This window comes from Lysobacter sp. DMC104 (genome assembly GCF_056313665.1).
Genome location: NZ_JBQUZW010000008.1, coordinates 212,352 through 226,060, shown reverse-complemented (window position 1 = coordinate 226,060; position 13,709 = coordinate 212,352). Strand labels below are relative to the sequence as shown.

The 13,709-nt window shown below is 68.8% G+C and carries 10 protein-coding genes; 7 read left to right on the top strand and 3 right to left on the bottom strand.

Annotated elements, in window-relative coordinates:
- Positions 1-166 precede the first annotated feature (166 nt).
- Genes ACT53R_RS12295 through ACT53R_RS12275 form a run of 5 tightly spaced genes read left to right on the top strand, consistent with a single transcriptional unit; the run spans position 167 to position 4,676 of the window.
- Positions 167-1,702 carry a GH3 family acyl-acid amido synthetase gene (locus ACT53R_RS12295; RefSeq protein ID WP_476172168.1) on the top strand — a complete coding sequence of 512 codons (1,536 nt, stop codon included), beginning with the start codon at positions 167-169 and terminating at the stop codon, positions 1,700-1,702.
- Positions 1,699-2,343, top strand: a complete 645-nt coding sequence (locus ACT53R_RS12290; RefSeq protein ID WP_476172167.1) for a hypothetical protein — start codon at positions 1,699-1,701, stop codon at positions 2,341-2,343. The genes ACT53R_RS12295 and ACT53R_RS12290 overlap by 4 nt, the downstream gene beginning before the upstream one ends.
- 7 nt (positions 2,344-2,350) lie before the next feature.
- A complete protein-coding gene (locus ACT53R_RS12285; protein WP_476172166.1) occupies positions 2,351-2,923 on the top strand; it encodes a hypothetical protein in 573 nt (190 codons plus the stop codon).
- Entirely contained in the window at positions 2,920-4,026 is a 1,107-nt protein-coding gene (locus ACT53R_RS12280) for a hypothetical protein (protein WP_476172165.1), read from the top strand. The genes ACT53R_RS12285 and ACT53R_RS12280 overlap by 4 nt, the downstream gene beginning before the upstream one ends.
- Positions 4,023-4,676: a DUF6182 family protein gene (locus tag ACT53R_RS12275; protein WP_476172164.1), complete on the top strand. Its 654-nt coding sequence runs from the start codon at positions 4,023-4,025 to the stop codon at positions 4,674-4,676. The genes ACT53R_RS12280 and ACT53R_RS12275 overlap by 4 nt, the downstream gene beginning before the upstream one ends.
- A 36-nt stretch (positions 4,677-4,712) precedes the next feature.
- Here ACT53R_RS12275 and ACT53R_RS12270 read toward each other — a convergent pair whose 3' ends face one another.
- Positions 4,713-5,963 carry a hypothetical protein gene (locus tag ACT53R_RS12270; RefSeq protein ID WP_476172163.1) on the bottom strand — a complete coding sequence of 417 codons (1,251 nt, stop codon included), beginning with the start codon at positions 5,961-5,963 and terminating at the stop codon, positions 4,713-4,715.
- 63 nt (positions 5,964-6,026) lie between these two features.
- A complete protein-coding gene (locus tag ACT53R_RS12265; RefSeq protein ID WP_476172162.1) occupies positions 6,027-9,533 on the bottom strand; it encodes a Dyp-type peroxidase in 3,507 nt (1,168 codons plus the stop codon).
- Between the two features lie 565 nt (positions 9,534-10,098).
- Between ACT53R_RS12265 and ACT53R_RS12260 the strand changes: the two genes are divergently transcribed.
- Together ACT53R_RS12260 and ACT53R_RS12255 are read left to right on the top strand one after the other, a co-directional pair.
- Complete coding sequence (locus tag ACT53R_RS12260) at positions 10,099-10,446, top strand: hypothetical protein (protein WP_476172161.1); 348 nt, start codon at positions 10,099-10,101, stop codon at positions 10,444-10,446.
- Positions 10,443-13,190, top strand: a complete 2,748-nt coding sequence (locus tag ACT53R_RS12255) for a zeta toxin family protein (RefSeq protein WP_476172160.1) — start codon at positions 10,443-10,445, stop codon at positions 13,188-13,190. Before ACT53R_RS12260 ends, ACT53R_RS12255 begins: the two co-directional genes overlap by 4 nt.
- A 49-nt stretch (positions 13,191-13,239) precedes the next feature.
- Here ACT53R_RS12255 and ACT53R_RS12250 read toward each other — a convergent pair whose 3' ends face one another.
- Positions 13,240-13,701, bottom strand: coding sequence for a metallophosphoesterase family protein (locus ACT53R_RS12250; protein ID WP_476172159.1), 462 nt, complete (start codon positions 13,699-13,701; stop codon positions 13,240-13,242).
- Between the last annotated feature and the right edge of the window lie 8 nt (positions 13,702-13,709).

Genomic DNA, 13,709 nt, shown 5'->3' with positions numbered 1-13,709 from the left:
GCACCGGGTGCGTGCAAGACGAAAAGCCGCAGCCGATCCCGCATCCGCCGCGCGATCCGCCACGTGCCGCGCTGCTGTGTATAGTGCGCACGGCGCCACGCGCCGCCACGGCCTGGAACGCCAGGGGGGAACCGGGCGAGTCGTCCATCCAGCAGGGAAGCACGTCATGCATGACGCCCCCCGTCCGTCTCCGTATGCGCGTTTCGTCGAAGGCCTCGACGACGCGCTCCGCACCCAGCAAGCGTTGCTGTCGCGCTTCGTCGAGCTCTGCCGCGACACCGCCTTCGGGCGCGAACACGGCTTCGACCGCATCGACGGCCTCGACGCCTTCCGTCGCCAGGTGCCGCTGCGCAACTACGAAGCCTTCCGGCCTTATGTCGACCGCATCGTCGCCGGCGAGCAGGACGTCCTGTTTGCGGGCGAAGTATTCCGCTACATCTCCAGCAGCGGCAGCACGTCCGGCCGCGCGAAGGTGTTGCCGCTGCCGCGCGTGTATTTCGCGGAGACGTTCAATCCCTTCTACATGACCTATCTCGAAGGCACGATGCGCGCGCATCCGGGGCTGGCGGCCACGCGCGATCGCACGATCAACTTCAAGTGGGATCCGCTGCGCGACACCGCGACGCTCTCCAGCGGTGTGCCGCACGTCGGCCTGAGCCAGGTGAACCTCGCCAACGAGTTCGGCAGCGAGGCGCTGATGGAACCCGGCACGCAGGGGCCGTGGGCGTCGGTGCCGGCGGACATCCCCGCCGACCTCGATCGCCTGTATTTCCGCCTGCGCATGGCCGCGGCGCACGACATCCGCCAGTTCGTCGGCATCAATCCGGCGATCCTCGCGTCGATCCCGTACCTGCTCGAAGCCCGTGCCGACCAGTTGTGCGAAGACCTCGCCGCCGGCGCGTTCGCCGGCCGCGCGGTGGCCGAGCCCGATCCGGTGCTGGCCGACCACATCGCGACGAAGCGCGCCGCACGCGGCCACCTGCTGCCGCGCGACGTATGGCCGAACGTCGAACGCCTGATCTGCTGGGACGAAGGCATCGCCGGCGTCTACCTGCCGCAGGTGCTCGCCGATTACGGCGAACACGCCGTGGTGGTGCCCGCACCGCTGGCCGCATCGGAAGCGCCGCTGGCGCTGCACCTGCTGCCGCACGGGCTGCGCGGGGTGATGGCCTACAACGCGGCATTCTTCGAGTTCCTCGACGTGCAGGCCGGCGACGACCAGGTGCCGCTGACACTCGGCGAACTGCGCGCCGGCGCGAGCTACGCCGTCGTGGTCACGCAGGCCGGTGGTTTCTCGCGCTACGTGCTGGGCGACCTGCTCGAAGTCACCGGCCACGCCGGTGCGGTGCCGCAGGTCGCCTACGCGGGACGACTCGCGCCGGCCTCCGCCGCACCGGAATCGTCGCTGCTCGCCTTCATGCGCCGGCTCGACGCCACGCACGGCCTGCGCCTGCGCAACTTCACCTTCGTGCCGGACGGGAAGGGCATGCTGGACCTGCTGTTCGCCGGCGATGGCGATGGCACGTTCCCGGAAACCGCGCTGCGCGACGCATACGCCGCCGATCCGGCGCTGGCGACCGCACCGCTGGGCCGCGTGCAACGCGTGCCGCCCGACCACTTCACGCAACGATGGTGCGAGCGCGTGGCGAGCGGCCTGCGTCCGCCGCAGGTCAAGGACCGGATCGTGAGCCCCGCGCCATGATCGCGTTCGTGCTGGGCATCCTCGCCTGCTTCGTGGTCGGCGATCTCCTGCACCGGTTCGGCAACACCGCGGAGGTCTCGCGCAAGTCGGTGCACGTCGGCACCTGCCTCGTGATCGCTGCATTCCCGGTGTTCGGCATCGGCGACCGCGAACTGCTGCTGATCGCAATCGGCAGCTTCGTCGCGATCGCGCTGCTGCGTCGCACCGTGCTGATGCGCGCGATCATGTCGGTGGAGCGCACCTCGTGGGGCGACCTGATGCTGCCGCTGTCGGTCGCGATCATCGCGCCGATGCACGTGGCGTACCCGGTGTTCCTCGGCGCCTACCTCGTGCTCGGCATTTCCGATGCGCTGGCGAGCCTCGTCGGTCGCACGTTCGGCCGTCGCCGCTACGTGCTGCTGGGCCATGCCAAGTCCTACATCGGCAGCAGCGCGTTCTTCATGTCGGCATGGGCGATCCTCGCGTCCGTCGCGCACTTCGGCGGCCTGCCGCCACCGACGGCGTTGCTCGCCGGCGGCATCGCCGCGGGTGCGCTGACCCTGGTCGAAGCGCTGTCGCACAAGGGCGTGGACAACCTGTCCATCCCGGTCGGTGCGGCGCTGCTCCTGCCGCCGCTGCTGCACATCCCGTTGACTGCGTGAGGTCATGATGCCCAAGATTCTGGTCGTGATCGGTCCCTCCGGCGTCGGCAAGAGCACGCTGTTTTCCCCGCTGCGGCAGGAAGGCACCATTTGCCTCGTGCCGACGTGGACGACGCGCAAGCCGCGCCACTACGAAGACCCGGCGAACGCCGACCACGTCTTCGTCGACGACGCCGAATTCGACGCGCGCGAAGCGTCCGGCTCCTTCCTGGAAACCGTGCAGCTGTTCGGCCTGCAGGCGCGCTACGGCCTGCCGCGCGAGGCGCTGGAAACCGGCGACGGCCGCATCCGCGTGCTGATGCTGCGCGCGATGCTGCTGCAGAAGCTGCCGCGTTATTTCCCGTCGCACGTGGTCTACCAGATCGAAGCGCCGCACGCGCGCGTGGAGGCGCACCTGCAGACACGCGTCGCCCTGGACGGTGACATCGGCACGCGACTGGCGAACTTCGAGGACGAACTGCAGCTCGGACGCACGCTGGCAGACCGCATCGTCGACAACGGCCTGCCGCCGGAACAGGCGCTGGCGCAGCTGCGCGCCTTCCTGCGCGAGGACTTCGCCCGCGTCGGCAGCACCGCATGAGCACGCTGTACGCGCCCGTCGGCATCACGCCGACCAAGCCGCTCACGCCCTCGCACCTCAAGGGCGTGCTGATGCTCGACTTCATGCATCGCTTCGAAAGCCATTTCTCGCCCGGCACGCTCTGGCACAACCGCCGGCCGTGGGACATCTCGCTGCAGACGATCCGGTTCTGGGACTACCTCGACCGCGAATGCGCCGGCACCGATTTCTCCGCGATGGGCGAAGGCGACATCGGTGCGCTCTACATCGCCTGCCACCGCGCCGGCGCGCTGCCGACCGCCGAGCGCGTGGCTGCGTACGCGCAGCGCATCGAGGCCGACGGCTACGTGCATCCGGCGTCGCAGCGCATCCTCGATCTGTGGGGCGAGGTGTTCGACACGCTCGGCCTGCCGCGCGACGCGCTGGTCCACTCGACGCCCTTCGGCCTCGACGCGCCGACCGTGCTCGCGCGGCTCGACGCGCAGGGCCTGCTGCTGGACCAGCGCGGCTTCGGCGGCGGCGTGTATCTCGACCTCACCGACGAAGCGCGCCCGCTGCGCGTGCTGATGTCCGAGCACGGACTGCCGAACTACCTTCTGGCGATCCTGCGCGACCTGCTCGACGAAGCGCCGCGCCACGACACGCTGTGCCTGTACCACGACGCCGGCATCCAGCGCGATTACGAGGCGCTGACGCGGGTGTTCGAGCGGCTCGGCGTGCGCTGTCGTCGCGTCGGCTTCACCCGCGTGCCGGTCGAAGGCCTGGTGCTCAGCGCCAAGCAGGGCGGCTGGGAGCAGTACACCGGTGCGCGATTGCTGTCGCGCGTGGCGGGTGGCGCGACCACCGCCGAGATCCGGCTCGGCTTCCGCCTGTATTTCCTGCACGCGCTGGGACTGCGCCAACCCGACGATTACTCCGACGCCGGTCTCGCCGCCTGCCTCGAACGCGCGCGACGCATCCTCGCGACGCACGAACCCGCCGCCCCGACCGATGCCGACCGCAAGGTGCTGCGGGGACTGATCAAGCGCGACGGCGGCGCGAACGTCTACGGCGCCCTCGCGGTGCTCGAACAGAAGAAGGCCTCCGCCGGCCTTCGCCACGCGGTGCTGCATTGCCTGCTATGACCACGTCCCTGCATGAAAGCCTGATGACCCGCCGCCTCGACGCCGTGGTCCGTGCCGCCGAGGCTGCGGGCGATGAACGCCGCACGCTGTTCGTCGTGGTGCGCGAGCCCGACCTGCCCGCGCTCGCGCGCGGCCTCGCACGCACGATCGCGGACATGCCCGATCACGAGCGCGTCGCGTGGCTCGCCAACTTCACGAAGGTGCGCCTGTTCGCCGGCCGGCCGACGTCGGCCGGCATCGCGCCGCTGCTGACGCACGTCGAAGGCGACACGATCGGCTTCGCGCTGCTCGATGCCGAAGCGCGGCATCCGCGCATCGCCGACCTGCTGGTGCCGCTGCGCAGCCGGTCCGGTCCCGCCACGGGCGACACGATCGCGCTGCACTGGGGCACGGGCGATGGCGACCGCGAACTCGTGATCGACGTGCGCGATCTCGACTGGACGCGCTACCTCGTGCATGTGCTGCACCTGCTGGCCGAAGCCGCGATCGGCGACGCGGCGTTCGGCGGGCGCATCGCGCTGCGGCACATCGCCGAAGCGCCGGTGTGCCGCGATGACGTCGAACAGCTGCGCCTCGATCTCGACGCGACGCCGCCGACGTGCCGCGCGCTCCTGCGACCCGTCCGCACCGGCATCACCGACGGCGCGTGATGCCGGCCCTCGCCGTCGCGATCGACGGCGCGGATGTCAGGGGAAGAACGCGGGGCAGGTGCTCGGCAGCGTGTCGGTGGCGATGCCTTCGCAGCCGTTGCGGAAGGTCAGCGTGCCGTCCTTGTCCGTGGACAGCTCCCACACCGTGTCGTAGTCGGTGTAGCTCCACGCCGGCAGCTTCGCGGCGGCGGCGGGATCGCGATAGACCTCGGCCAGCAGATACTGCACCGCCTTCACGATGTGGTCGTGCTCCCAGCCGACCAGCAGCGTCTGTCCCGACGCGGGCCGCTGGAGATACGGCGAGTTGCGATCGAACAGCGCCATCGCCAGATCCGACGCGTCCTCCCACTGGAACGGCGCCAGCGTCAGCGGCAGGTCGTGCTGGATCGCGAACGGCGCGACCGTCAGCGACGGGCGGATGTACGAACACGCGTCGCCGCAGTCGATGATGTCGACGGGGTCGGAGGTGTAGACGTGATCCGGACGGCGGCCGAGCTTCTCCAGCAGGATGCGGTTCGCGCCCAGCGCGCGCCACTGCCCCTGGCAGACGTAGTTGCCGTTCTCGAAGTTGCCGCCGGGATGCGCTTCGACGTGCCGCACCAGCAGCGCCTTCTGCGACGTGTACGGCACCAGCCCGACCGGCGGCCGCACGCGGATCGTCACCGGTGCCTGCGGACATGACGCAGAGCGCCGCGGCAACGCGATGTCGGGATACTTCCCGTCGGGCACGACACCGTCGCCGTAGGCCGAGACCTTCAGCGCACCGGCCTGGCCGGACACGACGTAGTAGTGATGATCGTCGATGCGCGGCTTCGTGCCGGTCAGGCCTTCGACGACGCCCGCGAGGATGTCGCGCGGCATCGCCATCACGTAGATCCCGCGCGGCTCGTTCGCCAGCAACTGCTGCATGAAATACGCCGGCGAGTTGTAGTCGGACGGGCCGCCGGGATTCAGGTGCACGACCTTCACCGCCTGGTAGTTCAGTAGCGCGTACGGCTGGATGCTTTCCAGTGGCGCCATGTCCGCGCTTTTCTCCGGCGAACTCATGGTGAACGCGTACACCTGCTGCAGCTGCGGCAGTTTGCCCGCGGTCAGCGACGTCAGCGTCTGGCCGAAGCGCAGCGAGGCGTTGAGCCCGGCGACCGACAGGTTGTTGGCACGACCCTGCTCGAACGCCGGCACCAGCACGAAGTTCCAGTCGTTGGTGTTCAGCGGCGGATCGTCGGCCATCGCGACGGAACTGATCAGCAGGCCGAGCACGGCCCACAGGCTTGCGAAGCGTTTCATCGAACTCCCCCTCCGTGGATGGGACGCGCGCCCGCATCGGGACGCGCGTCGTGGCGTGGCGGTTTACGGCGTGAAGAACTGCCGGCGCTGGTGCTGTTCCTGGTGCATCGGGAACATGACCGAATAGAACTCGGTCCAGCCGCCCATGCGCACGCGCACCAGGTTGTAGCGCTCGGGATCCTGCCCGGCCGCGGCATACGTCGCGGGATCGGCGCAGGTCAGCGTGATCAGGTTCGAGCCGGTCTCGCCTTCGGCATACGCGCGGACGAAACGCTTGAGATCGTCCAGCGGGAAGCCTTCGGTGATGTTCATGTCCACCGGCGACGCATTCGACAGGCCGTACTCGATCGCATCCACGCGCCAGCTGCGCAGCGACTGGTAGATGTTGCGGAACGCCGGCGCCGGCGGCAGGTCCTGCGGCGCGGGCACGGGCGAGAGATCGGAGGCGATCGGCATGCCGTTGCGGCGGCCGTCGGCGCTGGCGCCGAACGACAGGCCGTCGCCGACGTAGCCCTCGAACGTGCCGATGCCCGGCGTCACCACGAACTCGAACTCGCCGTAGGTCTGCGCGATGCCGGCAAGCACGCCCTTCAGCGCCGGATGCGGCTGGCGGATCACGTCGACGCACAGCCCGACCAGCGCATCCATCAGCCACTTGCCCAGCGCATCGACGTCGGGATCGCCGCTGCCCCACTTCGGCAATGCCAGCGCCGTCTGCCGCCATTCCTGGTACTTCAGCGTGCGCGCCGCGGCATCGGCCGGACCCATCAACTCGTTCTGGTACGGCTCGATCAGCGTGTAGCCCCAGTCGTTGATCAGGCAGTCCAGCAGTTCCGGCAGCGTGGCGACGGCGGTCTCGCGGTCGTACACCAGCTTCTTGATCGCGTACAGCGAGTCGATGGTGTTCGACACGCCCACGCACAGCGGCGCGAGCATGTGGAAGCGCGCGCCCGCGGCGGTGAGATCACGCCCGGATTCGACGCAGCCGTCGATCACCGTCGACAGCAGCGGGCTCGGGCAGATGCTGCCGAGGTTGCCGTAGTTGGCCAGCAGCACGTTGTAGGTCTGCACCACCAGCCATTCCAGCTGGTGCAGGAACTGCTTCTGCAGCGCCTCGAACGTGTCCAGCGTGGCGGCATGCGGCGAGCGGAACGTCTGCTTCAGGCCGCGCAGGTACACCGGTCCCGCCGAACCGTACGTTGCGCCCTGGTTCAACGCCTGCTCCAGCGCGGCCAGCGGCGTGACGTTCGCGAACGCGAACTCGGTGGCGCCGGCCAGCATCGGTTCGTAGCAGCCGTCGGCCGCGTAGTCGCGCGCCCAGCGCAGGCTGACCGCCTTGCCGGAGCGATGCAACGCTTCGCAGAGACGATCATCCTGGTAGAGGATCGGATGCGCGCCGCCCGCGAGCAGCGATTCCGCCGCGGCGTCCAGCACCTCCTGCGGCATGTCCTTGTAGACGCGCAGCGACAGCGTGGGCGCATTCACCGGGATGCGGCGCGCGGACTTCAGGCACAGCAGCGTGACCGGATTGACGCCGCCGGTCGGCGTCGCGTCGTCGTTGGCGACGTAGCCGCCGACGGTGATCTGCTGCACCCACTGGTTGATGCCGCCGCCCTGCGGGAAGTTGCCGCCCAGTCCGCACACGGCGGTCGTACCGTAGTTGACGTAGTCGGTGATGTTCGCGCGGTTGACGAACGCGTTCTCGCCGATCTTCACCCACAGGCAGTCGACGATCTCCTGCGCGCGAACCGTGTCCATCGGATGGTCGCGCAGCAACGGCCACAGGATCTGGTCGAGCCGGCCCAGCGACGTGAGTTCGCCCAACAGATGCAGGCAGCAGTGGAACGAGTAGATCAGCTGCACGCCGTCGTGGAAGTCGGTGGGCTTGTCGGTGACGAGGCGGCGCAGGCGCTGCGCGACCTCGCGCATGTTCGCGGCGTCGGCGGCATCGCCGGCGCGCTCGGCGGCGGCATCGGCCAGCGTCGCCCAGTTCGCGAGATACGCCTGCACGCCTTCCAGCGACCACACCGTCGACTGGTAGAAATCGCGCTGCGCGTCGGTCAGTCCCGGCTGCGCGAGGTGCGCGCGCACGTCGTCGAGCATCGCGCCCAGGCCACGCTCCACCAGCCGCTGGTAGTGCGGCACGATGTGGCCCATCGCCGACCATTCGTTGAGTTCGCCCTTCAGCCACGCGGAGACGGATTCGTCCTCGCTCAGGTACGGCACCACTTCCTTGCCGCGTCCCAGCGTGAAGTCGGGGATGATGCCGACCAGCAGTTCCTTCGGATGGATGCGCAGCAGCTGGCCATGCTTGGCATACGGCGAATGCGGCGACGACAGCAGCCCGGCCAGCGTCTTCTTGTTCGCCAGGCCCTTGCGCTGCTGCGCGGAAGCTTGCAGCACCGGTTGCTCGTCGGACGTCACCAGCGTCGACAGGTGCGGCAGCCGCGGGAACGGCTTGCGCTTCAGCCAGCCGTCGTTCCAGTGCGAGAACGCGCGACTGAGCAGCGACAGCAGGCGCTCGCTCGGCGGATCGCCCGGGCGATAGCGACCGTCCGCCATCTGGTGCAGGTAATCCTGCGAGTTGTAGAACATGTAGCCGTTCGCGCTGCGTACCTGCCAGTGCGGGTCTTCCTGCACCGCAGCGTCGTCGTCGACGGCGGGCACGCCCAGCTCGGCGGCCGCGGGCACGTACCAGTAGCCGCCGGACACGCCCTGCACCAGCGACATCATCCGATCGACCGGGCGATCGGGCATGTCGCCCATCAGCCGGTGGAGGATCTTCTCGAAGCGTTCCTGCTCGTTGCAGAACGCGACGAACATCAGCCCCTGTTCGCGCGCCGGATGCCCGGCCTGCTCGCCGAAAGGCAGCGCCTGCCGCAGCAGCTTGCGGTTGTCGCCGTCCTCGTCGAGCAGGTGCGCGCGATGGATGTGCGCATCCTTCGGCCCCTGCGGCAGCACCGCGCCGGCAGGATTGCGGCCCAGCGTCGCGTCCTCGGCATCCGGCGCCAGCGCCGCGATCGCCTGCCAGTCGAACAGGAACTGCTGGGTGAAGCCGAACGCCGCACCGCGGTACGGCCCATCGATCAGGATGTCCTCGGCCATGCTCACCGGATCGGACGGATTGGTGATGCCGTCCAGGTAGCGGCCGCCGATCACGCGACCGTCCTCGCGCTTGCCGACGGACACGTACTCCACGCGCTCGGCCAGCGCGTCGATCTGCGCGCACACCGCATCGAAGATGCGCTCGGCGGTCGCGATGTCCGGCGTCTTCAGGTACAGGAACACGTCGCCATGCGTATCGCGCAGTTTCGGCGAACCGTCCAGCACGCGCCGACTCACCGGAATCTCGCGATGCTCCCAGCGCCCCCACAACTCAGGCGAGAACGCCGCGACCAACCCGCTCGGCTGCGGCGCGTCCGCGGCGGCGCGCGCGAGTGCACGCACCAGCGCCAGCACCGCATCGCGCGCGGCGTCATCGTGCGATGTCAGATGCAGCGTGGCGGTGCGGCCGAACAGCGCCCGCAGCGGAAGCCCGTACTGCGCGCCCTTGATGATGTCGATGAACATGTCGCGTCCTTCCCGTGGATGCCGATGTCGAGGCAGTGGACCCGACCGGTGCGCGCCCCGTGGCCGCGAACCCGGCGTCCCTGCCGCCTGCATGGACGCGATGCAGGAAAGGACGGCCGTCGTCGCGGCCGGACCCTGCGCGTCATCGAGGCGATCGATCGCCTCCGCACATACCGCCGCAGCAGCCCCCTGCCCTGCCTCCGTCACCGCCGAAGCGTGCGCCCGCAGGCGGCGGTTTGTCCAGCCTGACGGGAGCAACACGGTCGGAGCGGCCGCAGGTCTCGACTTGATCGCATCGGTCGCCGAACGTCTCGTCGGATCGGATGCACGCGCGCAACGGCAGGCAAGGACAGCGGGACACCGCGCGAGTGGTTCACGTGCGAGAAAACGCGATGGGAAATGCGTCCATCCACATGGCCCACGGCCACACCGACATGGGACGCGTGTTTGTTCCGGCACGATGGAACGTCAGACAATATACTGCGCGTCAACGGGCTTTCCTCGCCATGCCCATTCACGAACGCCATTGGTGCGTACATCTGCGAAGGATCGAAGGACGATTGCCATGCCGTCATCGCCACTGCCCCCCGTCCCGCAACGACTGCGCGAGATGCTCGCGGAGTATCCGGAGCACATCCAGGTTCTTCAGGATGACCTCATTGAGGTCACGAAGAAGAAAAGCCCCACTCCGCCCTTCGAGCGTGCCGTCTGGACACTGGAAGATGCCTTGAGCGGCTTTGTTTCCGAGGCCAGAAAGGAATTGAAGGACGCTCAAACCACGGGGGATGCGGAGGCCATTGCCAAGGCAGAATCCAAAGAACGATTGATGTCCCGCGCATCCTGGAGACATGTCTGGCTCAGTGACGAGGCGCTGTGGGAATACTTCCATAGAAACAAGGATGCCTTCCGATGAGCAATGAACAGGATGTCCTGAGCCCGGAAGAACATGCTCGCATCTTTCGAGAGCGTATCCTGGAAGAGAGCGCGTTCTCAACCGCGACATCCCAGGAGAGACCGCGCGCCATCATTCTTTCCGGACAACCCGGAGCAGGCAAGGGCGGCCTCGCAAGATCCGCGGAATTGGAACTCCGCGGAGACGCGGTGACCGTGGACCCGGATAGGCTCCGGGACTTTCATCCGAAAGTCGAATCATTCCGCAGTGCTCACCCCTACACCTGGGCCGACGACACGCATCCGGATGCCAGCGCGTGGGCCAAGGAACTCCGCAGCGCTGCGGTTGAAGGCCGGAAGAACCTCATTCTCGATACCACCCTGGCCGACGGCGACAAGGCTGTGGCGTTGGTCAAGGAACTGCAGGCCAAAGGCTACGAGGTCGAGATTCGGGCGATGGCGACGCATCGACTCGAAAGTGAGCTTGGTGTCGATGAGCGTTTTTCGAATTCTCTCGAAAGAAATGGTTTCGGACGCTACGTTCCGGAAGGCATTCGCGATCAGGTCTATCGCGACCTTCCGGACAACCTGACCCAGGTCGCCAGGGAGACAGGAACTCCCATCCGCATCTTCGACCGCGAGGGTACAGCGTTGTACGACAGCCGTACGGACACTCGACTGCCGGGCGCGGTGCTCGACGAGGCGCGCGAAGCGCGCCTGAAGGAGCCCGCCCTCACGCGCGACCTGCGCGATGGCTGGAAAGAGCAACAGACCTGGCATCGCGATTTGCCCGAACATCTGCCGAACAACCCGAAGGTCGATCCTGCGACCCGTGAAAACCTCCTGGCGGAGCGGAGCGCGCATCGTATCCCGGAAAGCGTCGACCGGACGGCACGCGAAGCGATCGAGGTAGATCACGTCACGCGCGTGCACCCTGCCCGCATGCAAGCCGGACGCGCCCTCGGCATCGCCGGCATCGCGCTGGAGGTGTACGACGGCGCGGAGTCGCTGCGCACGGCGCATCGGCTGTCCGGCGAGGGCAATCGCACGGCGGCCGAATCGGAGTTGGTCCACTTCGGGGCGCGTTCCGTCGGCGGCTGGGCCGGCGCGGGCATCGGCATGGCCACCGGTGCAGCGCTGGGCGTGGAAACCGGGCCCGGGCTGCTCGTCACCGGCGCGATCGGCGGCATCGCCGGTGCCGTCGGCGGCGACAAGTTCGCCGAATGGACCGACAACCGCCGCATCTACAACCAGCAGGACGCGCGCGGCGACAGCTGGCACTACGATCCCGAACACCCCGACCTCGGATGGCGGCGGCAGGCGCCGATCGACGCCAGCGCGGACGGCATCGACAACGCACGACGCGGTGATCTGCGCGCCTCACCGGCGACGGAAAATGCGCTGAACTACCGGGCCACCAGCACCTCGGTGGCATTGGTGCTGGGCGGCCCGCCGCGACCACGCGATCCCTTCTCTCTGGCCGCGGACGCGAACGACACGCCCAGCAGCCGGCCATCCAACTGGGAACGCGACCCCGCGACAGGCACATGGCAGCGCGAGGTCTACGGGCCGTTCGTCGAACGCGGGATGACACCGCACGGCACGGAAATCGCCGACGGCGACCGCGCCGCGCGACTCGACCAGCAGGCCGCGGGCATCGTGGTCGAGAACGCGGCGAACAGCCGGGCGTCGATCGCCGCCCGCTACGAGGACACGTACATCCGCAACGGCTGGGCCGCCCACGGGCCGCTGCCGGACGCCGTGCGCAGCGCGCGTACCGACATCGACACGCTGGTGGCGTCCGATGGCGCCCGTTACGAGCGCCAGGCGAACGGGCGCTGGGTCAACGACGGCATGTTCGTCGACGGCACCGCGAGCGGCCGCCTGCACGACGAACTCGAAGCGACCCGCAGCGTGCTGGAAGCGCGGCTGCCGCCGCCCCGCGAGATCCCGCCGGTGCCGCCGATGGATGCCGACGCACGCCTGCGCGACACCATCGCGGGCGCCTACCGCAATGCCGGCATCGATGCGGGCGCGGACCAGGTGACCGCCGCCGCGAAGGCGGTCGACGCGACCTGGAAAGCGAACACGCTCGACCCCGCGACGACGGCATTGCAGATCAGGCCGCAAGCCGATGGCCGCTACGGCGCCGACAGCCCGATCGCCAGCCTGCGCCTCGACGCGGACGGCAGGACCTACGTCATCGCCGCCGAAACCACGGCAGCAGAGATCGAGCGCGTACGCACGCAGGCGCCCGTCTCCCCGCAGACGACAGAACGCGCACCCGGACATGCGCAAACCGATACGGCAGCGCCCTCGGCGACGCAACTGCACGATCCGCGCGATCCGGGTCATGCCGATCATCGCCTCTACGCACAGATCGAACGCGGCGTGGCCGGCATCGACGCCGACCGCGGCCGCGGCTTCGATGCGACCAGCGAGCGGCTGGCGATGAGCGCCTTCCACGATGCCAAGGCCGCGGGGCTCGTGTCGGCCGACCGCGTCGCCATCAACGACACCGGCAAGCCGCAGCCCGACGGCACGCGCATCGCTGCGGGCACGCTGCTGTTCGTCGTGCAGGGCCAGGATCCCGCCGACCCGGCCGCACGCCGCGCCGTCACCGACGTGGCGCAGGCCGTCGAACGCCCGGTCGAGCAATCGTTGCAGCGCGTCGACGCGCTGGCGCAGCAGCAGGCGCAGACGATGGGCCAGGCGCAGGAAGCACCCTCGATCGAAACACCGGGACGCATCGCGCGGATGGCGTGAGCGGCTTGCCCAGCCGTCCATTGCAGGAAACAGGGATTGCCGACGCCCGTCAGCGCGCGAACTCGACGATGCGTGCGTGCGCCTCGCTGCCTTCGATCACCAGTCCCGCGGCCGCGATCGGCAGGCTGAAGCGGCGCGGCCCGACGCTGCCCGGGTTCACGTACAGCACACCGTCGCGGCGCTCGATGCGCGGCGTGTGCGAATGCCCGGACACCACGACGCCGATGCCCGCCGCCGCGGGATCGAGATCGAGCGTGGCGAGATCGTGCAGCACGTGGATCACGACGCCCTCGACCGCGAACGTCCCGGTGTCCGCCAGCGCCTCCGCCCACGGCCCGCGATCGTTGTTGCCCCGCACCACCGTCAACGGCGCGAGCGCGGACAAGGCATCGAGGATCGCGGGATCACCGACGTCGCCCACATGCACGATGCGCGCACTGCCGCGCGCGAAGTCGAGGACTTCGGGACGCAGCAGGCCGTGGGTGTCGGAGATGAGGGCGAGGCGGGGCATGGGGGGAT